The organism is Simplicispira lacusdiani (assembly GCF_003604195.1).
Lineage (GTDB): Bacteria > Pseudomonadota > Gammaproteobacteria > Burkholderiales > Burkholderiaceae_C > Simplicispira > Simplicispira lacusdiani.
The window spans coordinates 366,842-390,137 of sequence record NZ_QXGR01000002.1 but is presented as its reverse complement, the minus strand read 5'-3'; the positions used below and the strand labels follow the sequence as shown (position 1 = coordinate 390,137).

The 23,296-nt window shown below is 70.1% G+C and carries 16 protein-coding genes; 6 read left to right on the top strand and 10 right to left on the bottom strand.

Going from position 1 to position 23,296, the window contains the following annotated elements; all coding sequences use genetic code 11:
* Positions 1-26: 26 nt before the first annotated feature.
* On the top strand, positions 27-758 hold the full coding sequence (locus tag D8S75_RS04445; protein WP_119964727.1) for a YggS family pyridoxal phosphate-dependent enzyme: 732 nt from the start codon (positions 27-29) through the stop codon (positions 756-758).
* A 203-nt stretch (positions 759-961) separates the two neighbouring features.
* Here the strand turns inward: D8S75_RS04445 and ltaE are convergent, their stop codons facing one another.
* From ltaE to D8S75_RS04430, 3 genes are read right to left on the bottom strand one after another with little or no spacing between them, the layout of a single operon-like run.
* Positions 962-2,029, bottom strand: a complete 1,068-nt coding sequence (gene ltaE, locus D8S75_RS04440) for a low-specificity L-threonine aldolase (RefSeq protein ID WP_119964726.1) — start codon at positions 2,027-2,029, stop codon at positions 962-964.
* Positions 2,030-2,087: 58 nt separating this feature from the next.
* Entirely contained in the window at positions 2,088-3,329 is a 1,242-nt protein-coding gene (locus tag D8S75_RS04435) for a branched-chain amino acid ABC transporter substrate-binding protein (RefSeq protein WP_119964725.1), read from the bottom strand.
* Entirely contained in the window at positions 3,326-4,054 is a 729-nt protein-coding gene (locus D8S75_RS04430; protein WP_198673142.1) for a TetR/AcrR family transcriptional regulator, read from the bottom strand. Before D8S75_RS04430 ends, D8S75_RS04435 begins: the two co-directional genes overlap by 4 nt.
* Before the next feature lie 119 nt (positions 4,055-4,173).
* Between D8S75_RS04430 and D8S75_RS04425 the strand changes: the two genes are divergently transcribed.
* From D8S75_RS04425 to D8S75_RS04410, 3 genes are all read left to right on the top strand, one after another.
* The gene (locus D8S75_RS04425) at positions 4,174-5,781 is read left to right on the top strand and encodes an AMP-binding protein (RefSeq protein WP_119964724.1); all 1,608 of its coding nucleotides are present in this window, start codon (positions 4,174-4,176) and stop codon (positions 5,779-5,781) included.
* A gap of 221 nt (positions 5,782-6,002) precedes the next feature.
* Positions 6,003-9,308, top strand: coding sequence for an acetyl-CoA carboxylase family protein (locus tag D8S75_RS04415; protein WP_119964723.1), 3,306 nt, complete (start codon positions 6,003-6,005; stop codon positions 9,306-9,308).
* A gap of 132 nt (positions 9,309-9,440) precedes the next feature.
* Positions 9,441-10,577: an aminotransferase class V-fold PLP-dependent enzyme gene (locus D8S75_RS04410; protein WP_119964722.1), complete on the top strand. Its 1,137-nt coding sequence runs from the start codon at positions 9,441-9,443 to the stop codon at positions 10,575-10,577.
* A gap of 13 nt (positions 10,578-10,590) precedes the next feature.
* Here D8S75_RS04410 and D8S75_RS04405 read toward each other — a convergent pair whose 3' ends face one another.
* The 3 genes from D8S75_RS04405 to amaB form a co-directional block, all read right to left on the bottom strand.
* Positions 10,591-12,282 (bottom strand): thiamine pyrophosphate-binding protein, encoded by a 1,692-nt coding sequence (locus tag D8S75_RS04405; protein WP_119964721.1) that lies wholly within the window; start codon positions 12,280-12,282, stop codon positions 10,591-10,593.
* A complete protein-coding gene (locus tag D8S75_RS04400) occupies positions 12,272-13,468 on the bottom strand; it encodes an NAD(P)/FAD-dependent oxidoreductase (protein ID WP_119964720.1) in 1,197 nt (398 codons plus the stop codon). Before D8S75_RS04400 ends, D8S75_RS04405 begins: the two co-directional genes overlap by 11 nt.
* Positions 13,469-13,609: 141 nt before the next feature.
* Complete coding sequence (amaB, locus tag D8S75_RS04395) at positions 13,610-15,142, bottom strand: L-piperidine-6-carboxylate dehydrogenase (protein WP_119964781.1); 1,533 nt, start codon at positions 15,140-15,142, stop codon at positions 13,610-13,612.
* 158 nt (positions 15,143-15,300) lie between these two features.
* Between amaB and D8S75_RS04390 the strand changes: the two genes are divergently transcribed.
* Positions 15,301-16,203, top strand: coding sequence for a LysR substrate-binding domain-containing protein (locus D8S75_RS04390; protein WP_119964719.1), 903 nt, complete (start codon positions 15,301-15,303; stop codon positions 16,201-16,203).
* On the opposite strand, the gene D8S75_RS04385 is transcribed toward D8S75_RS04390, so the two are convergent.
* The 4 genes from D8S75_RS04385 to D8S75_RS04370 all read right to left on the bottom strand — a co-directional run bounded on the left by D8S75_RS04385 (position 16,179) and on the right by D8S75_RS04370 (position 20,490).
* Entirely contained in the window at positions 16,179-17,672 is a 1,494-nt protein-coding gene (locus D8S75_RS04385; RefSeq protein ID WP_119964718.1) for an FAD-linked oxidase C-terminal domain-containing protein, read from the bottom strand. The two genes, D8S75_RS04390 and D8S75_RS04385, sit on opposite strands and share 25 nt — an antisense overlap.
* A gap of 149 nt (positions 17,673-17,821) precedes the next feature.
* Positions 17,822-18,733 (bottom strand): LysR substrate-binding domain-containing protein, encoded by a 912-nt coding sequence (locus tag D8S75_RS04380; protein WP_119964717.1) that lies wholly within the window; start codon positions 18,731-18,733, stop codon positions 17,822-17,824.
* A gap of 14 nt (positions 18,734-18,747) precedes the next feature.
* A complete protein-coding gene (gene purU, locus D8S75_RS04375; RefSeq protein ID WP_119964716.1) occupies positions 18,748-19,599 on the bottom strand; it encodes a formyltetrahydrofolate deformylase in 852 nt (283 codons plus the stop codon).
* A gap of 57 nt (positions 19,600-19,656) precedes the next feature.
* Positions 19,657-20,490, bottom strand: coding sequence for a ChaN family lipoprotein (locus D8S75_RS04370; RefSeq protein ID WP_232828892.1), 834 nt, complete (start codon positions 20,488-20,490; stop codon positions 19,657-19,659).
* Between the two features lie 319 nt (positions 20,491-20,809).
* Between D8S75_RS04370 and D8S75_RS04365 the strand changes: the two genes are divergently transcribed.
* Positions 20,810-23,257 carry an adenosylcobalamin-dependent ribonucleoside-diphosphate reductase gene (locus D8S75_RS04365; protein ID WP_119964714.1) on the top strand — a complete coding sequence of 816 codons (2,448 nt, stop codon included), beginning with the start codon at positions 20,810-20,812 and terminating at the stop codon, positions 23,255-23,257.
* Positions 23,258-23,296: the final 39 nt, after the last annotated feature.

Here is a 23,296-nt window from a genome sequence, read left to right as displayed (position 1 = left end):
GTCGTTTGGTACGCTTGACGAACATTATGACCACGATTGCCGACAACCTCCAACAGGTTCATGCCCGGATCGCGCAGTCCTGCGCCCGCGCCGGACGCGAACCCGCCAGCGTAGCGCTGCTGGCCGTCTCCAAGACTTTCGGCACCGAGGCGGTGCTGGAGGCCGCCCGTGCCGGGCAGCGGGCCTTTGGCGAGAACTACATCCAGGAGGCTATCGAGAAGATGGCCGCGCTGCGCCAGATGGGCGCGCCGACGCTGCAGTGGCACTGCATCGGCCCGGTGCAGAGCAACAAGACGCGGCTCGTGGCCGAGCATTTCGACTGGATGCACACGGTGGACCGGCTCAAGATCGCCGAGCGCCTGTCGGCCCAGCGGCCGCCGCACCTGGCGCCGCTGCAGGTGTGCATCCAGGTGAATGTGGATGGAGGGCTGAACAAATCGGGCGTGGTCCCCGAAGAGGCGCTGGCGCTGGCCGGCGCCGTGGCGGCGCTGCCACAGTTGTGCCTGCGCGGCGTGATGAGCATTCCCGAGCCGGCACCCGACCACGCCGCCCAGCTTGCGCTGCACCAGCGCGCGCGCGCGGTATTCGAGCAGATCCGCGCCTCCGGCCTGCCGGGATTGGAACATTTTGATACCTTGTCCCTGGGCATGACGGCCGACCTCGATGCCGCCATCCAGGCCGGCAGCACGATGGTGCGTGTGGGCACGGGCATCTTCGGTGGCAGGACACGGCCTGCGGCCTCGGAAACACCCCCCTGAGGCGCTACGCGCCTTTCCCCCTCTCTCGCCGCGCTGCGCGCTGCGGGAGGAGGCGCCAGCGGTGCGGTGGTGCGGCCCTTGCACGGTGGCAGCTCGCCTGGGGAGCGTCAGTGGCGTGCTCCGCGCGGGCCATCCAATGTGCGGATAAAAATGGCTACTGGTGCCCGCTCAGCAGGCGCTGCCAGCTATATTTTCAGTAGCGTTCAGGCGGCGCCAAAGCGGCGCACGCACTCCAGCGTCTGCGCCACATCCTCCGGCCCCACATCCAGGTGCGCCACCCAGCGCAGGCGCGTCTGGCCGCCGTAGAGGCTGCTGGTCACGCGCACGCCGTGCTGCGCCAGCCAGGCGGTGAAGGCGGGCGCCACATCGGCGTGCACGTCGGTGAACAGGATGTTGGTGTGCGCCGAGGCCACGGCCAGGCGCCCCTGCAGTGTCGGGTGGCTGCGCCCGGCCTCGGCCAGGCCGGCGGCGAGCTGGCGCAGCAGGGCGTGGTCGTCGGCGAGGCGGCGCACATGGTGCTGCAGCGCGTGCTGCCCGGCGGCGGCGAGCAGGCCGCACTGGCGCATCGCGCCGCCCAGGATCTTGCGCGTGCGCTTGGCTTGGCGGATGAAGTCGGCGCGGCCCAGCAGCAGCGAGCCCACGGGCGCGCCCAGGCCCTTGCTCAGGCACAGCGACACGGTGTCGAAGTGCTGGCAGAGGGCGCGCGCCTCGTCGTATACGTCGGTGCCATGGGCCTCGGCGTTGGCCGTGGCGGCGTTGAACAGGCGCGCGCCATCCAGGTGCAGGGCCAGGCCGCGCGAGCGCGCCAGTTGCGCCACCTCGGCGATGTAGGGCGTGGGCAGTACCCGACCGCCGGTGGTGTTTTCCAGCACCACGAGGCGGGTGCGCGCGAAATGCGGGTCATCGGGCTTGATGGCGGCGGCGATGTCTGCCAGCCGGAGCGTGCCGTCGGGTTGGGTTTCCACCGGCTGGGGCTGGATCGAGCCGAGCACCGCCATGCCGCCGGCCTCCCAGCGGTAGGTGTGCCAGCTCTGGCCCACGATGGCCTCGTCGCCGCGCTGGCAGTGGCCCATGAGGGCGATCAGGTTGGTCTGAGTGCCCGAGGGCGCGAACAGCGCGGCCTCGAAGCCCAGCAGTTGCGCGGCGTGCTCTTGCAGCGCGTTGACGGAGGGGTCGTCCCCGAAAACGTCGTCACCCAGCGGGGCTTTGTACATGGCCTCGCGCATGGCGGGCGTGGGCTGGGTGACGGTGTCGCTGCGGAAATCGGGCATGGGGTCTCTCTCGTGAACAAGCCGCCCATGGTATCGGCCGCCGCGTTCCCTTGCCGGCTCAGGGGCGTGCCATCTTGCAGTCCGTGCCCTGCGCCAGTTCGTTGCCGGTGTAGGCCGCGTCGGTGCGAAAGCCGTAGTTCGTGCCTTCCCAGCCCACTTTCACCGCCTTGCCGTCCACGGGCGCGATGGTGTTGACCACCTGGGGCAGCAGCAACTGGTGGTCGTCGCCGCGCATGCGCACCGGGCCGACCACCGAGTCGAACGTCAGCTCTTCCAGGGCGCGCGCGACCTTCACCGGGTCGGTGGACTGGGCCTTGTTGATGGCGGCGGCCAGGAAGCGCGGCGTCATCTCGATGCGCGGCGCCAGGAAGTCCTTGCCCGTCTTGGCCTTGTAGGCCTTGGCCAGCGCGTCCACCTTGGGCGTCTCGGCCTGGCCGGGGTGCCATTCGGCCACCCAGGTGAGCTGGCCCAGCTTGGCCTGCGACACCGCCAGCACCGTGCCCGGGATGGAGCCCGCGCTGTGGTTGAAGTAGCGCAGGTTGTAGCCCGCGTCGCCCGCCGCCTTGAGCAGCAGCACCATGTCCTGGCCCCAGTTGCCGGTGATGACCGTGTCGGCCTCGCTGCTCTTGACCTTGGCGAGGTAGGGCGCGAAGTCCTTCACGCGGCCGATGGGGTGCAGCGCCTCGCCCACGAACTGCACGTCGGGCCGCGCGAGGCCCACCAGCTCGCGGCCGTAATGCGCCCACTGCTTGCCGTGGGCATAGTCCTGGTTGAGCAGGTAGGCCTTCTTGATGTCCGGCTGCTTCTTGATGTAGTTGGCGATGGCCTTCATCTTCATGGCCGTGTTCGCCTCGAACTGGAAGTGCCAGAAACTGCAGGCCTTGCCGGTCAGTTCGGGGTCGATGGAGGAGTGGTTGAGCACCAGGATCTCCTTGCCCGGGTTGCGCTGGTTGTGGCGTGCGGCGGCCTGCACCAGCGCCGTGACCACCGACGAGCCCGAACCGCCCGTGACGATGGCGCGTGCGCCCTGGTCGATGGCGGCCTGCAGCGCGCTCTGGCTCTCCTGGGCCGAGAGCTTGCTGTCGAACTGCAGCAGCTGCAGCTTCGTGCCCTTGAGCACGCCGCCCTTGGCGTTGATGTCCTCCACCGCGTACTGGGTGTGCGTGAGCATCAGCTCACCCACGTTGGCGAACGGGCCCGACAGCGGATCGATGTAGGCGATCTTGAAGGTGTCTTGTGCCAAGGCGTTGCCCGCGCAGAGCAGGGCCGCGGCGGCGAGGGGAGTGAACAGGGCTTTCATGGGTTTGTCTCCGTGGGTGGTTTATGGGGTGTGGCCGCGCGCGTGGACCGCCGGCGCGCCGTGCGCAGGCCCAGCACGCGCCAGGCCAGTTCCGAGAGTTCGCGCACCACCTCGGCCGGCGACAGGCGCCCGTCGGGCCGGTACCAGTGGTAGAGGAAGCCCGGCAGGCTGCAGGCGGCCTGCGCGGTCAGGCGCGTTTCCTTGAAGTCGAGCATGCCGTCCGCGCGGGCCTCTTCCATCAGCGCGCAAAGGCGCTCGTAGAAGTGGTTGGCCAATTTCTTCTGCATGGCCAGGTATTCGGGGCGGAACACCTGCGGCTCGCGGTACGGGAAGAAGGCCGCCGGGTGGTGCTCGATGGTGGCGCGGATCAGCCGCTCCATGCCCTCGGCAACCTTGGCGTGCGCGGGGCGGCGGTCGTCCTCGGGGAAGTCCATGGCCGTGAAGCAGGCCACGGAGGGGCGCCAGCACAGCGTCTCGAAGATTTCCTGCTTGTTGTGGAAGTAGTAGTAGACGTAGGGCTTGGTCACGCCGAGCTGCTGGACGATCTGCTCCATCGTGGTGTTGGCGTAGCCCTGCCGGTCGAACAGCGCCTCGGCCGCCTGGAGGATGCGCTCGCGCTTCTCGTCCGTGCTCGGCGTGCTGGCCTTCTGGCGGCCGCGCGCCTTCACGGGCGGCGTGCCCAGCGCGGTGGGCGGGGTGCTTGGTGTCGCTTTGGTTATACCCATGGGTAGCATTGTTCTACCGAGCGGTATATATTGGCAAGACGCTGGCCGATGTCCGACCCTATGGCAAACCCTGACGTGGCACCGAGAACCGGCGGTTTTTGACACTCTGGAGACACCTCATGGCCCCCAACGCCGCCCTGCTGCCCCTGCACCAATACCTGCGCCGCCACGCGCGCGCCACCCCGGACCGCGCCGCCTACCTCTGGTACGGTCGCACCATCACCTGGGCCGACCTCGACGCCGCCAGCGACGCCTTCGCCGCGCGCCTGCAGGCCCTGGGTGTGCGCAAGGGCGAGCCCGTGGCGCTGTTCATGAACAACTGCCCGCAGTACCTCATGGCGCACTACGGCATCCAGAAGATCGGTGCCATCGTCTGCCCCTGCGGGCCGCTGAACAAGGAGCACGAGCTGCAGTACCAGCTCGACGACCTGAAGGCGCGCGTGATCGTCGCCGCCGACGTGCTGCTGCCCGTGGTGGAGCAGGTGCGCGCGCAGACGGCGCTGGAGCATGTGTTCGTGGTGCGCTACGCCGAGCTGCTGCCCGATGGCGAGCCGAGCATCGCCGTGCCGGCCGAACTGCAGGCCATGCGCGCCAGCGCGGCGCCGGTGCCCGCGGGCTGCGAGGACTTCCTCGCCACCGTGCGGGCGGGCGGCCAGCCCGCGCCCGTGGAGTTGTCCATGGACGACGTCGCGCTCATGACCTACACCTCGGGCACCACCGGTCTGCCCAAGGGCGCCATGCTGAGCTACGAGAACGCGCGCTTCAAGACAGCGGCCTCGGCCGACTGCAACGGCATGTCGGCCGGCGAGGTGCTGCTGGCCGTGGCACCGCTGTACCACATCGCCGGCATGGTGATGGGCGTGAACCTGCCGGTCTACACCGGCGCCACCTGCGTGCTGCTTTACCGCTTCGACCCCCTGGGCGTGGCCCAGGCACTGGAGCGCCACCACATCACCTGGTGGTACAGCATTGCGCCGATGAATGGCGCGCTCATGCAGGTGCCCGGCGCGCGCGAGATGGACTGGAGCGCGCTGCGCCGCAACCCGGTGACGAGCTTCGGCATCACCTTCACCGAACAGCTCGCGCAGCAGTGGCGCCAGTTCGCGCCGAACTGCGTGTCGCACGAGGCGGCCTATGGCCTGAGCGAAACGCACACCGTGGACACCGCCATGCCCGTGGACGCCATCCGCTGGGGCACGCAGGGCAAGCCCGTGCCGGGCAACCAGATCCGCATCGTCGACCCCGACACCGGCGCGCCCCTGCCCGCCGGCACGGTGGGCGAGATCACCATCCTCGGCCCCGGCAACTTCAAGGGCTACTGGAACAAGCCCGAGGCCACGGCCAAGACGCTGAAGAACGGCTGGGTGTTCACCGGCGACATGGGCCAAATCGACGAGGACGGCTACCTCACCTTCATCGGCCGCTTCAAGGAAATGATCAAGGTCTCGGGCTACAGCGTGTTCCCCGAGGAGGTCGAAACCATCCTCATCAAGCACCCCGCCGTGGCCCAGGCCGCCGTCATTGGCGTGCCCGACGCCGAGAAGGGCGAGGTGGTGCGCGCCTTCATCGTCAAGAAGCCGGGGCAGGAGGTAGAGGCCGCCGCGCTCGTGGCCTGGTGCCGCGAGAACATGGCGCCCTACAAGGCGCCGCGCGAGGTGCGTTTCATCGCCCAGCTCCCCGCCACGGGTGCGGGCAAGGTGCTGCGGCGCATGTTGAAGGATGAGTGACACCCCCCTGTGGCGCTGCGCGCCTTCCCCCCGCTCTCGCAGCGCTGCGCGCTGCGGGCAGGGGGACGCAGCCAGCGCGGCGGGGCGGCCCTTGCGCGGCTGCCCTGGTTGGGGCCACGCCAGTTTCGCGTGCCGCGCCATGAATCACTGAGATAAATGAAAAATCGGCCTCCAGGGCTTATAAATAAAGCGCTGGCAGCTATTAAAACTGAAGCAAAACCATGAACACGCCGGTCTTTTCCAAAGTTCTGATCGCCAACCGTGGCGAGGTGGCGCTGCGCATCGTGCGCGCCTTGCACGACCTGGGGATTCCCAGCGTCGCGGTGTATGCCGACGACGATGCCGGTGCGCCCCATGTGCAGGCGGCCACCGAGGCCGTCGCGCTCGGCGCCACGGGCCCGGCGGCTTACCTCGATGGTGCGCGGATCATCGCTCTGGCGCGCGAGCGCGGCGTGGATGCCGTGCACCCCGGTTACGGCTTTCTGAGCGAGCGCGCCGACTTCGCCCAGGCCTGCGAGGCGGCGGGCCTGCGCTTCATCGGCCCCACGCCCGCGCAGCTCACGCTGTTCGGCGACAAGGCCCAGGCGCGCGCGCTGGCCGCGCGCTGCAGCGTGCCTCTGATGCCGGGCACGCAGCACGAGGTCACGCTCGAAGAGGCGCAGGCCTTCTGGCACGCGCAGCAGGCGGGCGGGGCGGGCGCGGGCATCGTCATCAAGGCCATTGGCGGCGGTGGTGGGCGCGGCATGCGCGCTGTGCTGCTCAAGCGCGAGCTGCCCGCAGCCTACGAGACCTGCCGGCGCGAGGCGCAGGCGGCCTTCGGCGTGGCGGGCGTGTACGTCGAGCGCCTGATGGTGAACGCGCGCCACATCGAGGTGCAGGTGCTGGGCGACGGCGCCGAAGTGATTGCCCTGGGCGAGCGCGAATGCACGCTGCAGCGGCGCTTCCAGAAGTTGGTGGAGATCGCGCCCAGCCCGTCGCTGCCCGAGGCCCTGCGCCAACGCATCATCCAAGACGCCCTGGCCATGGCGCGCGAGGTGCGCTACGAGGGCCTGGGCACCTTCGAGTTCCTCGTGGATCTGGCCTCCGCCGATCTGCCCTACGTCTTCATCGAATGCAACCCGCGCCTGCAGGTCGAGCACACCATCACCGAGGAGGTGACGGGCGTGGACCTGGTGCAAGCGCAGGTGCGCCTGGCCGCCGGCCGCCGCCTGCGCGACCTGGGCCTGGACCCGGCGCAGCCGCCGCGCGCGCAGGGCCACGCCATCCAGTGGCGCATCAACGCCGAAACGCTGGATGCCCAGGGCCAGGCCCAGCCGGGCAGCGGCACCATCGCGCGGCTGGCGCTGCCCACGGGGCCCGGCGTGCGCGTGGACGCGCACGCGGTCGCGGGCCGTGCGCCCTCGCCGCACTACGACACGCTGCTGGCCAAGCTCATCGTGTCCACGCGCGGCGGCAGCTTCGCCGACGTGCTGCGCCGCTCGCAGCGCGCGCTGGCCGAATGCCGCATCGACGGCCTGGCGACCAACGTCTCCCTGCTGCAGGCCCTGGCCCAGCGGCCCGAGATGGAGCACCAGCAGGTGCACACGCGCTGGGTGGAAGAGGTGCTGCCCGCGCTGCTCGATGCTTCCAAAACCATAGCTGCTGGCGCTGATGTGGAGGGCTCTGGTGGCCAAAATCATGCAAAAGAAGCGCTGGCTTCCGAGGCTGCCGACCCGCACGCCGTCCGCGCCCCCATGCCCGCGCGCCTGGTGCAGTACGCCGTGGCCGAGGGCGCCGTGGTGGCGGCCGGCGCCGAGCTGGCCGTGCTCGAAGCCATGAAGATGGAGCATGTGCTGCTCGCGCCGCACGCGGGCCGGGTGCGCGGCCTGGCCGCCGCGCCGGGCGCCTACGTGGCGCAGGGCCAGCCGCTGCTGGTGCTGGACCCGGTGCAGGACGCCGCGCTTCAGGCCACCGGCCCCGATGCGGCGCAGGATCCGGACCAGATCCGCCCCGACCTGCAGCGCGTCATCGACCGCCACGCCTTCACGCTCGACGCCCAACGCACGGCGGCCGTGGGCAAGCGCCACGCGCAGGGCCAGCGCACGGCGCGCGAGAACATCGCCGACCTGTGCGACGCCGGCTCCTTCATCGAATACGGCCAGCTCGCCGTGGCCGCGCAGGCGCGCCGCCGCAGCATGGACGATCTCATCGCCAACACCCCGGCCGACGGCATGGTGACGGGCATCGGCGCCGTCAACGGCGCGCAGTGCGGCGAGGAGAAGGCGCGCACCGTGGTCATGGCCTACGACGCCACCGTGCTCGCGGGCACCCAGGGCGCGCGCAACCACGCCAAGACCGACCGCATGCTGGGCATCGCGCTCGACCAGCAGCTGCCCGTGGTGCTGTTTGCCGAGGGCGGCGGCGGGCGCCCGGGCGACACCGACATTCCCGTGGTCGCGGGCCTGCATGTGCACACCTTCGCCAGCCACGCCGCGCTGTCGGGCCAGGTGCCCGTGGTGGGCATCGCGGCAGGGCGCTGCTTCGCCGGCAACGCGGCGCTGCTGGGCTGCTGCGACGCCATCATCGCCACGCGCGCCAGCAACATCGGCATGGGCGGCCCGGCCATGATCGAGGGAGGCGGCCTGGGCGTGTTCAAGCCCGAGCAGATCGGCCCCAGCCATGTGCAGCACGCCAATGGCGTGATCGACGTGCTCGTCGACAACGAGCAAGAGGCCGTGCAGGCCGCGCGCCACTACCTGTCGTTCTTCCAGGGCCGCGTGCAGGGCTGGAGCGCGCCCGACCAGCGCCTGCTGCGCGCCGTGGTGCCCGAGAACCGCCTGCGCGTGTACGACACGCGCGCCGCCATGGCGGGCCTGGTGGACGAGGGCAGCCTGCTGATGCTGCGCACCGGCTTTGGCGCCGGCATCCACACGGCGCTGGCACGCATCGATGGCCGGCCCGTGGGCTTGATCGCCAACAACCCGCTGCACCTGGGCGGCGCCATCGACGCGCCGGCGGCCGACAAGGCCGCGCGCTTCATGCAGCTGTGCAACGCGCACGGCCTGCCGCTGGTGAGCCTGGTGGACACGCCCGGCTTCATGGTCGGTCCCGAGGTCGAGCAGACGGCGCAGGTGCGCCATGTGAGCCGTTTGTTCGTCACCGCCGCGCACCTGCGCGTGCCGTTCTTCAGCGTGGTGCTGCGCAAGGGCTACGGCCTGGGCGCCATGGGCATGGCGGCCGGGGGCTTCCATGCGCCGGTGTTCACCATCGCCTGGCCCACGGGCGAGTTCGGCGCCATGGGGCTGGAGGGCGCGGTGCGCCTGGGCTTCCGCAAGGAGCTGGAGGCCCTGCCCGAAGGCGCCGAGCGCGACGCGCTGTTCCAGAAGCTCGTGACCAAGTCCTACGCCAATGGCGAGGCCATGCACATGGCTGCCACGCTGGAGATTGACGCCGTCATCGACCCGGCGGAAACGCGCGCCTGGCTGGCGCGCGGCCTGGCCTCGGCGCGCGTGGGCGCGCTGAGTCCGCGCTTCGTCGATACCTGGTGAGACAAGGCCCGCACGCCCGTGGGGAGGTGCCCGTGCGGGCGAGGAGGCCGTGCTAAGCTGAAACGCTTTGATGCCGCGCCGGGCCATCGGCCGGGCGCGGCCTTTCGCTTCCCTACGAACGGAGTACCTCTCATGCCCGGCCTTCTGCCCGACATCGATCCCGACGGCTTGCTCGAATTCTCGGTCGTCTATACCGACCGCGCGCTCAACCACATGTCCAAGCGCTTCACCGGCGTCATGCAGGACATCCTGGCCACGCTCAAGGAGGTCTATGGCGCCCACACCGCCGTGCTGGTGCCCGGCAGCGGCACCTTCGGCATGGAGGCCGTGGCGCGCCAGTTCGCCAACAAGCAGAAAGTGCTGATCGTGCGCAACGGCTGGTTCAGCTTCCGCTGGAGCCAGATTTTCGACGCCGACACCGGCCTGGGCGGCGGCGCCGTGGTTTGCAAGGCCCGCAAGCAGGGCGACGGCCCGCAGGCGCCCTGGGCGCCGTGCCCGGCCGAGGAAGTGGCGGCCGCCATCCGCGCCGAGCAGCCCAAGGTGGTGTTCGCGCCGCACGTGGAAACGGCCAGCGGCATCATCCTCTCTGACGACTACATCCGCACCGTGAGCGCCGCCGCGCATGAGGTGGGCGCGCTGTTTGTGCTCGACTGCATCGCCTCCGGCGCCATGTGGGTGGACATGCAGGCCACCGGCGTGGACGTGCTGATCTCCGCCCCGCAAAAGGGCTGGAGCGGCTCGCCCTGCTGCGCCATGGTGATGCTCAGCGAACGCGCGCGCCAGGCCATCGACGGCACGACCAGCAGCAGCTTCGCGTGCGACCTGAAGAAGTGGATGCAAATCGCCGAAGGCTACGAAAAAGGCCAGCATGCCTACCACACCACCATGCCCACCGACGCGCTGGTGCGCCTGCGCGACGTGATGCAGGAAACGCGGGAATACGGCTTTGCCAAGGTGCGCCAGGAGCAGATCGAACTCGGTGCCCAGGTGCGTGCGCTGCTCGAATCGCGCGGCTTCCCCAGTGTGGCCGCCGAGGGCTGGAAGGCACCCGGCGTGGTGGTCAGCTACACCACGGACCCCGGCATCCAGAACGCCAGCAAGTTCGCCGCCGTGGGCCTGCAGACGGCCTCGGGCGTGCCGCTGCAGTGCGACGAGGGGCCAGACTTCAAGAGCTTCCGCATCGGCCTGTTCGGCCTGGAGAAGTGGCACAACGTGGAGCGCACGGTGGGCCACCTGCGCTCGGCCATCGAGCGCATCCAGCAGGGCTGACGGCCCCGGGGCTTCACCCGCCCCGGATCTGGCTCAGCGAGCGCCCCGGGGTGATCGCCTCGGGGTCGATGAGACAGTGCAGCAGCGCGGGCAGCCGCGTGGCCTGGGCCTGTGCACGCAGGCGGGCCAGCGCCGGGGCGAAGTCCTCGGTGCGTTCCACGCGCGTGCCGTGGCCGCCGAAGGCCTGGGCGTAGGCCGCGAAATCGGGGTTTTGCAAGGCCGTGCCGCTGACGCGGTGCGGGTACTCGCGCTCCTGGTGCATGCGGATGGTGCCGTACATGCCGTTGTCCAGCAGCACCACGATGATGGGCAGCCGGTACTGCACGGCGGTGGCGAATTCCTGGCCGTGCATGAGGAAGTCGCCGTCACCCGCGAACACCACCACCGTGCGCTCGGGCCACAGGCGCTGCGCGCCCACGCCGGCCGGCAGGCCGTAGCCCATGCTGCCGCTGGTGGGCGCGAGCTGCGTGCCGAACTGGCGGAACGGCCAGAAGCGGTGCACCCAGGTGGCGAAGTTGCCCGCGCCGTTGCAGAACACCGTGTCTTGCGGCAGCGCCGCGCGCAGGTGCTGCATCACCGCGCCCATTTGCAGCTCGCCCGGGATGCGGATCGGCGCCGGGTCGCTCCAGGCCTGGTAGGCGGCATGGGCTTCGTGCACGGCCTGCTGGCGCTCGGCACGGGGCGCTTGCGCCGCCGTGCTGGGCAGGGCAGCGCAAAAGGCCGTGGGCGTGGCGTTGATGGGCAGCTGCGCCTGGTAGACGCGGCCCAGCTCATCGGGGTCGGGGTGCACATGCACCAGCGGGATCTGCGGTGTGGGGATGTCGAGCAGGGTGTAGCCCTGCGAGGGCACTTCCGACAGGCGGCCGCCGACGAGCAGCAGCAGGTCCGCCGCGCGGATGCGCGCCAGCAGGGCGGGGTTCACGCCCAGGCCCAGGTCGCCCGCGTAGCAGGGGTGTTGGTGGTCGAACAGCATCTGGCGCCGGAACGAACACGCCACGGGCAGGGCGTGGGCGGCGGCGAAGTCCTGGAAGCGCGCCACGGCCTCGGCGTTCCAGCGGCTGCCGCCGACGATGGCCACCGGGTTGCGTGCCTGACCGAGACGTTCGAGCAGTTGAGCCATTTGCGCCGGACTTGGAGCGCTTTCGATGGGCTGGAGCGTGCGCGCGGCAGGCGCCTCGGCGCGCTCGACCAGCATGTCCTCGGGCAGGGCCACCACCACCGGGCCGGGGCGCCCGCTGCAGGCCACGCTGAAGGCGCGCGCCACGATCTCGGGCAGGCGGCGCGCGTCGTCCACCTCGGTGGCCCACTTGGCGAGCGGGCCGAAGGCGGCGCGGTAGTCCACCTCCTGGAAGGCCTCGCGTCCGCGTGCGCCGCGCTCGATCTGGCCGACGAACAGCACCATGGGCGTGGAATCCTGCATGGCGATGTGCACGCCCGCCGCCGCGTTGGTGGCGCCGGGGCCGCGCGTGACGAAGCACACGCCGGGCCGCCCGGTGAGCTTGCCGTGCGCCTCGGCCATCATGGCCGCGCCGCCTTCCTGGCGGCACACCGTCAGTGCGATGGGCGCGTCGTGCAGCGCGTCGAGCACGGCGAGGTAGCTCTCGCCGGGCACGCAGAAGATGTGCTGCACGCCGTGCAGCACGAGCTGGTCGACGAGGATCTGGCCGCCGGTACGCGGAGTGGTGGGGGTGGTTTCAGATGACATTGCGTTCGAGCAGGGGGCGGTTGTCGAGAAGGCGCTGGAAGGCCAGGGGTTCCAGGTCCAGCGTTTGCCAGCGGCCGGTGAGGATGAGCTCGGCCAGGCCGCGCCCGATGGCCGGGCACTGCTGCAGGCCGTGGCCGGAGAAGCCGTTGGCGAAGTACAGGTTGTCGCAGGCCGGGTGCAGGCCCAGGATGGCGTTGTGGTCGAACGCATTCATCTCGTAGTAGCCCGCCCAGGTGCTGCGCAGGCGCAGCGCCTCGAAGGCCGGGATGCGTTCTGCCAGCGTGGGCCAGACATGGTCCTCGAAAGCCGCGTGGTCCGGGTCCAGCGGCGCGTCGTCGGGGTCCGCGTCTTCGGGTGGGGCATAGCCCGCGATGAAGCCCGTGCCCTCGGGTCGCAGCCAGATGCCCGAGGGATCGATGAGCAGCGGGCAGCCGGGCAGCGCCTCGGGGCAGGTGAAGTGGAACACCGTGCGCCGCTTGCCAAACACCGGAAGGTCAATGTCCAGCCACTGCGCCATCGGGCGCGCCCAGGCGCCTGCGGCGTTGACCACGGCGCAGCATTCCAGCCGCTGGCCGTCCGCCAGGCGCAGCGCGCGGATGTGTTGCACGCCGCCGCTGGCCTGCGTGTCCACGCCCACCGCCTCGGCCTGCACATAGCGCACGCCCTGGGCCTGGGCCTTGCGCCGCAGGGCCTGCAGCAGGCTGTAGCCGTCGAACCAGCCCTCGCTGGAGAGGTCCAGCGAGCCGAGCGAGACGCCGTCCGTGGACAGCCAGGGAAAGCGCTCGCGCAGCGCATCGGGCGTGAGCAAGGCCACGTCGGCGCCCATGCTGCGCTGCACCGCATGGTTGTCGCGCAGCACGGCCTCGCCCGCCGGGCTGGCCAGGTACAGGTAGCCCGCCTCCACCAGGCCGATGTCCGGGCGGTCGCCCTCCACCTGCAAGCGCGTGCCGATGTCGCGCAGAAATTCAATGCCAAACTGCGAGATGGCAATGTTGATCGGGCTGGAGAACTGCTGCCGGATCGAGCTGGCAGACAACGCCGACGAGGCGCGTGCGTAGCTGGGGTCGCGCTCGACCACGGTGACCTGGCAGTCCGGGTGCTGCCGTGTCAGGAAATAGGCGATGGCGCTACCGATGGCGCCGCCGCCGATGATGGCGATGTGTGTGTGCGAGGAGGAAGAAGCCATGGTGTGCCCACCTTCGGTGACAGGGGCGCCGCGCCAGACCAGGGCACCCGTGGAGCGGGCTTTGCCCGGCCACTGGGTGCGTCTCCCCTCCCGCAGGAGAGGGGGGAAGGCGCGAAGCGACTCAGGGGGGTGTTCTTTTCTCTACACGTCGAAACGCACGCCTTGGGCCAGCGGCAGCGCGTCGCTGTAGTTGATGGTGTTGGTCGCGCGGCGCATGTAGCCCTTCCAGGCGTCGGAGCCCGATTCGCGGCCGCCACCGGTTTCCTTTTCGCCGCCGAAGGCGCCGCCGATCTCGGCGCCCGAGGTGCCGATGTTCACGTTGGTGATGCCGCAGTCGCTGCCGGTGCTGGAGAGGAAGCGCTCGGCCTCGCGCAGGTCGGTGGTGAAGATGGCCGATGACAGGCCTTGCGGCACGCCGTTTTGCAGCGCGATGGCTTCGTCCAGGCAGGTGCAGGTCAGCACATAGAGGATGGGTGCGAAGGTTTCGTGCTGCACCACCGCGCTCTGCGTGGGCATGCGCACCAGGGCCGGGCGGGCGTACCAGGCGTCCTCGCCCAGCGCGGCGCATTCGCGCTCACCGCCGTGCACCGTGCCGCCCTGTTCACGCGCCTGGGCCAGTGCGCTTTGCATCTGCTCGAAAGAAGCGCGGTCCACCAGCGGGCCGACGAGCACGCCGTCCGCCAAAGGGTCGCCCACGCGCACGCTGGCGTAGATCTTTTCCAGCCGTGCCAGCAGTGGCGCGGCCACGTCGCGGTGCACGATCAGGCGGCGCAGCGTGGTGCAGCGCTGGCCCGCCGTGCCCACGGCGGCGAAGGTGATGGCGCGCGCGGCCAGTTCCAGATCGGCGCTGGGCATGACCACCATGGCGTTGTTGCCGCCCAGCTCCAGGATGCTGCGGCCAAAGCGCTGCGCCACGTCCACCGCCACGGCGCGGCCCATGCGCGTGCTGCCGGTGGCGCTGAGCACGGGCACGCGCGGCGAGCGCGCGAGCAGCTCGCCCACCTCGCGTCCGCCCAGCAGCAGGGTGGACAGGGCGGTGGGGGCGGCCACGCCCTGCTCGGCACTGAATTCGGCCAGCGTCTGGCGCAGCAGGTGGTGGCAGGCGATGGCGCACAGCGGCGTCTTTTCCGACGGTTTCCAGGCCACGGCGTTGCCGCACACCAGGGCCAGCGCGGCGTTCCAGGCCCACACGGCCACGGGGAAGTTGAAGGCCGAGATCACGCCGACCACGCCCACCGGGTGCCAGGTTTCCATCATGCGGTGGCCGGGGCGCTCGCTGGCGATCGTTAGGCCGTGCAGCTGGCGCGACAGGCCCACGGCGAAGTCGCAGATGTCGATCATTTCCTGCACCTCGCCCAGTCCTTCGGAGCGCACCTTGCCCGCCTCCAGCGACACCAGCAGGCCCAGGGCCTCCTTGTGCTGGCGCAGCTTCTGGCCCAGGCGGCGCACCAGTTCGCCGCGCACCGGGGCGGGCGTGGCGCGCCACTGCAGGAAGGCGGCGTGCGCTTCGTCGATCAGGGCTTGGGCCTGTACGGGGCCGTGGCTGGCCAGCCGGGTGTAGACGGCGCCGTCGCGTGGCGCGCGCACGGCCAGGTCGGGGCCACGCCAGGGGGCGAGGTCCAGGCCCAGTTGCTGCAGGACGGTGTCGAAAAGGGAGGTGGAGGAGGCGGTCATGGGCAGGCAGGGGAAAAGGCAGCGGGACAAAAAAGGCTCCCCGCGCATGCGGGGGCTGAAAGAACGTCGGCCCATGGTAATTGCGCCCAGTGCATTGAACAACTGCTATGTCTGTCAAACTTGTTGAGTTTTATGAATGATTGGAGGCGGTGCCTGCCATGAGAAAAGACATCCCCAGCCTGGGCGTTCTCCAGGCCTTCGAGGCCTCGGCGCGGCTGCAGAGCTTCTCGCGCGCGGCCGAGGAGCTGGCGCTTACCCCGAGCGCGGTGAGCCGCCATGTGGCCGCGCTCGAAGCGCGCCTGGGCGTGACGCTGTTCGTGCGCGCGCGCCAGCGCCTGGCGCTGACGGACACCGGCCGCAGCTACGCCGCGCGCATCCGCCGGCACCTGGAGCAGATCGAGCGCGACACGCAAGAAATCCGCGTGGGCCGGGAGGAGGGCTACGTGCTGAACCTGGCCGTGGTGTCCACCTTCAGCACGCAGTGGCTGATCCCGCGCCTGCCGCGGTTCGCGGCGCTGCACCCGCGCATCACGCTCAACCTGGCGGCGCGCTCGGAGGTGTTCGCGTTCGACGAAAGCGGGTTCGACGCCGCGATCTATTACGGCGACCGCCTCTGGCCCGATACGCAAGGCTGCATGGTCGTGCCCGAGGGCCCGTGCGTGCCCGTGTGCAGCCCGCAGTACGCCGCCGCGCAGGCCCTGGGCGACGAGGCGGCCTGGCTGCGGTGTCCGCACCTCACGCTGGCCACGCGCGCGCAGGCCTGGCGCGATTGGTATGCCGAGCGCGGCTGGCACTACACGCTGCACGCTTCGCGCGGGCCGCGCTACGAGCAGTTTTCCATGGTGATCGCCGCCGCAGCCGCTGGGCTGGGCGTGGGCCTGGTGCCGCTGCTGCTGGCGCGCGAGGCGCTGCAGGCCGGTCAGCTCGTGCAGGCGCACCCGCAGGAACTGCCCGGCACGCAGGGCTACTGGTTCGTGCAGCCCCAGCACCGGCCGGGCTCGGAGGCGCTGCAGGCCTTGCGCGACTGGCTGGAGGCTCAGGCCCGGCCGAGCGCCCCCTGAACGGCCTTCATCATCCCCATGTCGCCGCAGCGGTTGGGCGTGGGGATCACCTTGCCGGGGTTGAGCAGGCCCTGCGGGTCGAAGGCGCGCTTGAGGTCCTCCATCTGCGCCAGTTCGGCGTCCGTGAACTGCACGCGCATGCTGGCGAGCTTTTCCACGCCCACGCCATGTTCGCCGGTGATGGCGCCGCCCATGGTCACGCTGGTGTCCATGATCTCGGCGCCAAAGGCTTCGGCGCGGCGCAGCTGGTCGGCGTCGTTGGCGTCGAACAGGATCAGCGGGTGCAGGTTGCCGTCGCCCGCGTGGAACACGTTGGCGCAGCGCAGGCCGTATTTCTTCTCCATGTCCTGGATGGCCAGCAGGATGTCGGCCAGGCGCTTGCGCGGGATGGTCGAGTCCATGCACATGTAGTCGGGGCTGATGCGGCCGCTGGCGGGGAAGGCATTCTTGCGCCCGCTCCAGAAGCGCAGGCGCTCGGCCTCGTCCTGGCTCACCGCCAGGGCGGTGGCGCCGGCGCCTTGCAGCACGGCGCTCATGCGCGCGATCTCTTCCTCCACCTCCTCGGGCGTGCCGTCGCTCTCGCACAGCAGGATGGCCTCGGCCGTGAGGTCGTAGCCGGCGTGCACGAAGTCCTCCACGGCGGCGGTCATGGGCTTGTCCATCATCTCCAGCCCGGCCGGGATGATGCCTGCGGCGATCACGGCGGCCACCGCGTCGCCCGCCTTGCGAACGTCGTCGAAGCTGGCCATGATGCAGCGCGCCAGTTGCGGCTTGGGCACGAGCTTGACGGTCACTTCCAGCGCCACGGCCAGCATGCCCTCGCTGCCGATCACGGCGGCCAGCAGGTCGTAGCCCGGCGCGTCGAGCGCCTCGCTGCCAAAAGTGACCTCCTCGCCCTCGGCCGTGAAGCCGCGCACGCGCAGCACGTTGTGCACCGTCAGGCCGTATTTCAGGCAGTGCACGCCGCCCGAGTTCTCGGCGATGTTGCCGCCGATGGTGCAGGCGATCTGGCTGCTGGGGTCGGGCGCATAGTACAAGCCATGGGGCGCCGCGGCCTCGCTGATGGCCAGGTTGCGCACGCCGCACTGCACGCGCGCGGTGCGGCCCACCGGGTCGAGCGACAGGATCTGGTTGAACTTGGCGAGCGAGAGCGTCACGCCCTGCGCGTGCGGCAGCGCGCCGCCCGACAGGCCGGTGCCCGCGCCGCGCGCCACCACGGGCACATTCAGGCGGTGGCAGGCGCGCAGCACGGCCTGCACCTGCGCCTCGGTCTCGGGCAGCGCCACCACCAGCGGGCGCTGGCGGTAGGCGGTGAGTCCGTCGCATTCGTAGGGGGTGGTGTCCTCGGTGTGCCACAGCAGCGCGTGCGCGGGCAGGTGCTGCAGCAGGGCCTGCACCACCTCGGCCTGGCGCGCGGCGCGTTCGGAAGGCGGTGCGGTGGCGGGGGTGGCGGCGCTGGCGGAGTTCATGGCGCCACTGTAGCGCCATGCCGGGCCGGGCGGGGCTGATGTTTATTGCAGCGCCGCGTGAAATGTCCTCGACTGGCGCGTTTTGTGCTATCAATTCAGGAGCTAATGGCGCTTGAATTGATTGGTCTGAAGGCTTGTTTTGCTTGAAATCAGAAGATGGTCTTGTGCAGCCACTCGGCGAAGGCGGCGCACTCCCAGCGGTCCATGGTCCCGGTGCGCCAGCACAGGTAGTGGGCGTGGGGGCTGGGGGCATCGGTCTCGAACAGGCGCACCAGCGAGCCCTGCTCGATCCAGGGGGCGCCGAGCTTCAGGCGCACCAGCGCCACGCCCATGCCGGCGGCGGCGGCGTCGCACATCAGGCCGATGTCGTTGAACTGCGAGCCAGAGCCGGGCTCGGTCCAGTCCAGCCCCACGGCGCTGAACCAGGTGCGCCAGGGCTCCAGCGGGCTGCGCAGCAGGGTGGCGGGGTCCAGCTCCTCGGGCCGCTCGAAAGGCCCGTGCTCGCGCAGCCAGGCGGGCGAGGCCAGGGGGGTGACCACGTCGCGCGCGATCTCGGCGTGCTCGACGTCGGCGTAGTGCCCGCTGCCGAAGCGCACCATGAGGTCCGCGTCCTCGGCCACCACGTCCAGCAGCGGGATGGAGATCTGCAGCGCCAGGTCGATCTCGGGGTAGGCCTCGGTGAACTGGCGCAGGCGCGGGATCAGGATGACGCGCGCAAAGGTGGGCGTGACGGCCAGCTTCAGCCGCCGCTTGCCGGGCGCGGCGGCGACACCGGGAAAACGCTGCAGCGCGGTCAGGCCCTCGCGCACATGGGCCAGGTAGGCGATGCCGTCGGTGGTGAGCGAAAAGTCGGCGCGGCCGAAGAGCTGCGTGCCCAGGATCTGCTCCAGCTGCTTGACGCGGTGGCTCACGGCGCTGGGCGTGACGCACAACTCGTCGGCCGTGAGCGTGACGCTGCGCAGCCGCGCCAGCGCCTCGAAGGTCAGCAGGCACTGGATGGGCGGAATGCGCCGCGCTCCGGCGCCGGGCGCGGAGTCCAGCGGGGCGCGTTCCGTGGCCATGGCGTGTGTCCCGGTCAGCGGAAGACGACCGTCCGGTGGCCGTTGAGCAGCACGCGGTGCTCGCTGTGCCACTTCACGGCACGCGCCAGCACCTGGCTTTCGGTGTCGCGGCCGCGCGCGGTGAGGTCCTCCACGGTGTCGGTGTGGTCGGCACGGGCCACGTCCTGTTCGATGATCGGACCCTCGTCGAGGTCGGCCGTCACGTAGTGCGCCGTGGCGCCGATGAGCTTCACGCCCCGGTCGTGTGCCTGGTAGTAGGGCTTGGCGCCCTTGAAGCTGGGCAGGAAGCTGTGGTGGATGTTGATGGCGCGGCCCGCCAGCTTGGTGCACAGGTCGTTCGACAGCACCTGCATGTAGCGTGCCAGCACCACCAGTTCGGCGCCTTCCTGCTCGATGATCTCGAATTGGCGCGCCTCGGCCTGCGCCTTGGTGGCGGCCGTCACCGGGATGTGGTGGAAGGGCACGTTGTAGCTGGCGGCGAGCTGGTAGAAGTCGCGGTGGTTGCTGATGATGGCGCGGATGTCCACCGGCAGCAGGCCGCTCTTCCAGCGGAACAGCAGGTCGTTGAGGCAATGGCCCTCGCGGCTGACCATGAGCACGGTGCGCATCGGCTCGGCCAGGGCGTGCAGGCTCCAGCGCATCTGGAAGGGCGTGGCGAAGGCGGCCATGCGCTCCTTGAGCGTGGCATGGTCGTGCTGCCCGCAGGCGAACTGCACGCGCATGAAGAACAGGCCGGTGTCGTCGTCATTGAACTGTGCGGCCTCTTCGATGTTGCCGCCCTGTTCCAGCAGGAACCCGGAGACGGCATGCACCAGCCCCAGGCGGTCGGGGCAGGAGAGGGTGAGAACGTAGGCATGGGGTTTCATATCGCCGCCATTGTCGCAGCACCCACCGGGCGGGTGCCGTGCCCTCCGCCCGCGCGTTCAGCGCGCCGGGGTGCCCTGCCAGCGCTGGCGCAGCGGCGCGCAGGCGTCGTCGGGTGGTAGTTCCGGGGTCTCCTGCAGCCAGTCTGCTTCTTTTTTGATAGCTTCTTCCGCAGTGCCAGCGTGGGTTATGACCACTTTTTTCTTCAAATCTCCAGGCAGGTGCACGGGCACGCCCAGGCTGCGTTTGACATGGGCCGCGCCCGCCACCAGCAGCACCACCTGGCCGGGACGCCGCGCGCCGGCGGCGGTTTGGGCCATGCGTTGGTCGCGTGCCACCTGCACGCGCGCCATGCCGGGCACGCGCGCCTCGGGCAGCAGGCCGCAGTGGCCTTCGCGCACGGCCTGGCGCTGGCGTTCCATGTCCGCGGCGGGCAGCAGGGCTTCGAGCGTGCCATCGCTCAGCGCGGTGCGCAGCTCGCGCCGGGGCAGGTTGCCGCCGAGCACCGGCACGCCCGCGCGCACGGCCGCCATGGCCACGGGGCCGTACTGGCGCCAGGGCCATGCGCCGTCGTTCCAGGCCAGCGCCGCCTGCACGGCGGCCTCGCTGGCATCGCGTGGCAGGCCCTCGGTGCCGTGGCCCTGCTCGGCCATTTCCATCACCAGGGCCGCCAGCCGGCCCTGCCCGGCCAGCCATTCGATGGCCTCGCGCTGCAACCGCTGGTGCTCGGGCGCGTCGTGCCGCTCGCCCAGCAGCAGCACGTCGGCTGGCAGCAGCGACTGCAGCGCGCCAGGCCAGGGCGTGGACGCGGGGCGCACCAGCGCGCAGCCCGAAAGCGACAGCAAGAGCGCGAAAAGGACGGCGGGAAGGAATGGAGGCTGAGGTCGGCGCATGGACATCATGCTACTGCTTTGCGAGCGCCTCGGGCCGACCAGACAAGGCCTGTCCCCTGTCTGATCAGGGAATGGCGCCTAGGGAAAACCCTTGCATTCCGGTTGTGCAAAAAAACCGACAACAAAAATTTACAACCCTTGTAAATCAAGACGTTACGCGCATCGAGGGGCGTGGGCAGGTAAATCCCGGAGGGCCGGACAGGCCCGAAACGCTACACTGCCCGGTTACTGGCGCCCGGTCCGCACCGGCGCGCCCCACCCCCTCCATCCATGCCACCGGAAGGGGTGTCGGCAGACAAAAATCAACGGGATTGCAACCATGAAGCGAGAAAACCTGGGCCGCGCGCACGACGTCACGGCCACCCAGCCCATCAGCCTCGATGTGCTGAAGGAAAAATACCTCAAGGCGGGCGAAACCAGTGCCGAGGATCTGTTCCGCCGCGTGGCCAAGGCGTTGGCGTCGGTGGAGAAACCGGAAGAACGCGAGAAATACGAGGCCCTGTTCCTCGCCAACATGCACGCGGGCGCCATCGGCGCCGGGCGCATCATGAGCGCGGCCGGCACCGACATCCAGGCCACGCTGATCAACTGCTTCGTCCAGCCCGTGGGCGACTGCATCCAGGGCGTGGACGACGAGGGCTTCCCCGGCATCTACGAGGCCCTGCGCGAGGCCGCCGAGACCATGCGCCGCGGCGGCGGCGTGGGCTATGACTTCTCGCGCATCCGCCCGCGCGGCGCCGAGGTCAAGGGCACGCACTCCATGGCCTCGGGCCCGTGCAGCTACATCAACGTGTTCGACCAGTCCTGCTCCACCGTCGAGAGCGCGGGCGCGCGCCGTGGCGCGCAGATGGGCGTGCTGCGCATCGACCACCCCGATGTGCACGACTTCATCACCGCCAAGCGCACGCCGGGCCGCTGGAACAACTTCAACGTGTCGGTCGGCGTGAGCGACGCCTTCATCCAGGCCGTGATCGACGACCAGCCCTGGGAGCTGGTGCACCGCGCCAAGCCCGGCGCCACCGTGATGGAGCAGGGCGCGTACCAGCGCGCCGACGGCCTGTGGGTCTACCAGAACCTGCCCGCGCGCGACCTCTGGGACACCATCATGAAGTCGACCTACGACTTCGCCGAGCCCGGCATCCTGTTCCTGGACCACATCAACCAGGACAACAACCTGCGCTACTGCGAGCAGATCGCCGCCACCAACCCCTGTGGCGAGCAGCCCCTGCCGTCCTACGGCTGCTGCGACCTCGGTCCCATCATCCTGACGCATTTCGTGCGCAATCCGTTCGGCTTCGACGGCGTGCCCTCGTTCGACTTCGATTCCTTCGCCAAGTCGGTGGCGCTGCAGGTGCGCGCGCTCGACAACGTGCTCGACGTGACCTTCTGGCCCCTGCCGCAGCAGGACGCCGAGGCCAAGGCCAAGCGCCGCATCGGCGTGGGCTTCACCGGCATGGGCAACACCCTGGCCATGCTGTGCCTGCGCTACGACAGCCAGGAAGGCCGCGAGATGGCCGCGCGCATCGCCGAGCACATGCGCGACAGCGCCTACGGCGCCTCGGTGGAACTGGCGCGCGAGAAGGGCGCCTTCCCGGCATTCGATGCCGCTGGCTACCTGGCCGACGGCACCTTCGCCAGCCGCCTGCCGGCCGCGCTGAAGAAGCAGATCCGCCAGCACGGCATCCGCAACAGCCACCTGCTGTCGATCGCGCCCACCGGCACCGTGAGCCTGGCCTTCGCCGACAACGCCTCCAACGGCATCGAGCCGCCGTTCTCCTGGATGTACAAGCGCAAGAAGCGCGAGGCCGACGGCAGCATGGCCGAGTACGCCGTGGAAGACCATTCCTGGCGCCTGTACCGTGAGCTGGGCGGCGACGTGACCCAGCTGCCCGAGTATTTCGTCTCGGCGCTGGAGATGTCGGCCCAGGATCACATCGCCATGATGGAGACGGTGCAGCCCTTCGTGGACACGGCCATCTCCAAGACCGTCAACATTCCGGCCGACTACCCCTACGACGACTTCAAGGGCCTGTACCTGCAGGCTTGGCGCGCCCGCCTCAAGGGACTGGCCACCTACCGCCCGAACAACATCCTGGGTTCCGTACTGGAAGTGCACGCAGCGCCCGAGGCCGACAAGAAGTCCGCCCCCGCCGCGCCCGAAGCCGCGCCCGTGGACCCGATGCGTACCGTGATCGAGAGCCGTCCCAAGGGCGCCCTCTCGGCCGTGGCCGAGAAGGTGGACTACTGGACGCAGGAAGGCCAGAAGCGCCTGTACCTCATCGTCTCCTTCCTGCCGGTGCCCAACGCCGACGGCACGGGCACGGTGGACCGCGCCATCGAGTTCTTCATGCCCGTGGGCCAGAGCGGCGAATCGCAGCAGTGGGTCACGTCGAGCATGCGCCTGCTGTCGCTGGCCGCGCGCGGCGGCTTCCTGGAACGCGCGCTGTCCGACATGCGCAAGGTCGCCTGGGACCGCGGCCCGGTGCGCCTGGGCACGCACCAGAAGGACGACGGCACGCATGTGCCCAAGTGGCACGACTCCGAGGTCGCGGCCATCGCCTACGCCATCCAGAACATCCTGGCGCGCCGCGCGCGCCAGCAGGCGCCCGTGGTGCAGGAGGTGCCGCAGGGCGGTGACGCGCCCCTGGCCGCCACACCGCCCGTCATGGCGGGCAAGAAGTGCTCCGAGTGCGGCGCGCACGCCATGATCCGCAAGGACGGCTGCGACTACTGCACCCAGTGCGGACACCTGGGCAGCTGCGGGTGATTCACCTCCCGGATCCAGCGGCCGCGCCGGCTTCGCTGG

Excerpts from the sequence above, each read along its gene's own strand:
- D8S75_RS04430 (WP_198673142.1), bottom strand. The coding sequence starts at position 4,054 with ATGGGTATAACCAAAGCGACACCAAGCACCCCGCCCACCGCGCTGGGC.
- D8S75_RS04365 (WP_119964714.1), top strand. The coding sequence starts at position 20,810 with ATGAAGCGAGAAAACCTGGGCCGCGCGCACGACGTCACGGCCACCCAG.
- D8S75_RS04370 (WP_232828892.1), bottom strand. The coding sequence starts at position 20,490 with ATGCGCCGACCTCAGCCTCCATTCCTTCCCGCCGTCCTTTTCGCGCTC.
- D8S75_RS04410 (WP_119964722.1), top strand. The coding sequence starts at position 9,441 with ATGCCCGGCCTTCTGCCCGACATCGATCCCGACGGCTTGCTCGAATTC.
- ltaE (WP_119964726.1), bottom strand. The coding sequence starts at position 2,029 with ATGCCCGATTTCCGCAGCGACACCGTCACCCAGCCCACGCCCGCCATG.
- D8S75_RS04435 (WP_119964725.1), bottom strand. The coding sequence starts at position 3,329 with ATGAAAGCCCTGTTCACTCCCCTCGCCGCCGCGGCCCTGCTCTGCGCG.
- D8S75_RS04400 (WP_119964720.1), bottom strand. The coding sequence starts at position 13,468 with ATGGCTTCTTCCTCCTCGCACACACACATCGCCATCATCGGCGGCGGC.
- D8S75_RS04405 (WP_119964721.1), bottom strand. The coding sequence starts at position 12,282 with ATGTCATCTGAAACCACCCCCACCACTCCGCGTACCGGCGGCCAGATC.
- amaB (WP_119964781.1), bottom strand. The coding sequence starts at position 15,142 with ATGACCGCCTCCTCCACCTCCCTTTTCGACACCGTCCTGCAGCAACTG.
- D8S75_RS04390 (WP_119964719.1), top strand. The coding sequence starts at position 15,301 with ATGAGAAAAGACATCCCCAGCCTGGGCGTTCTCCAGGCCTTCGAGGCC.
- purU (WP_119964716.1), bottom strand. The coding sequence starts at position 19,599 with ATGAAACCCCATGCCTACGTTCTCACCCTCTCCTGCCCCGACCGCCTG.
- D8S75_RS04425 (WP_119964724.1), top strand. The coding sequence starts at position 4,174 with ATGGCCCCCAACGCCGCCCTGCTGCCCCTGCACCAATACCTGCGCCGC.
- D8S75_RS04385 (WP_119964718.1), bottom strand. The coding sequence starts at position 17,672 with ATGAACTCCGCCAGCGCCGCCACCCCCGCCACCGCACCGCCTTCCGAA.
- D8S75_RS04380 (WP_119964717.1), bottom strand. The coding sequence starts at position 18,733 with ATGGCCACGGAACGCGCCCCGCTGGACTCCGCGCCCGGCGCCGGAGCG.
- D8S75_RS04445 (WP_119964727.1), top strand. The coding sequence starts at position 27 with ATGACCACGATTGCCGACAACCTCCAACAGGTTCATGCCCGGATCGCG.
- D8S75_RS04415 (WP_119964723.1), top strand. The coding sequence starts at position 6,003 with ATGAACACGCCGGTCTTTTCCAAAGTTCTGATCGCCAACCGTGGCGAG.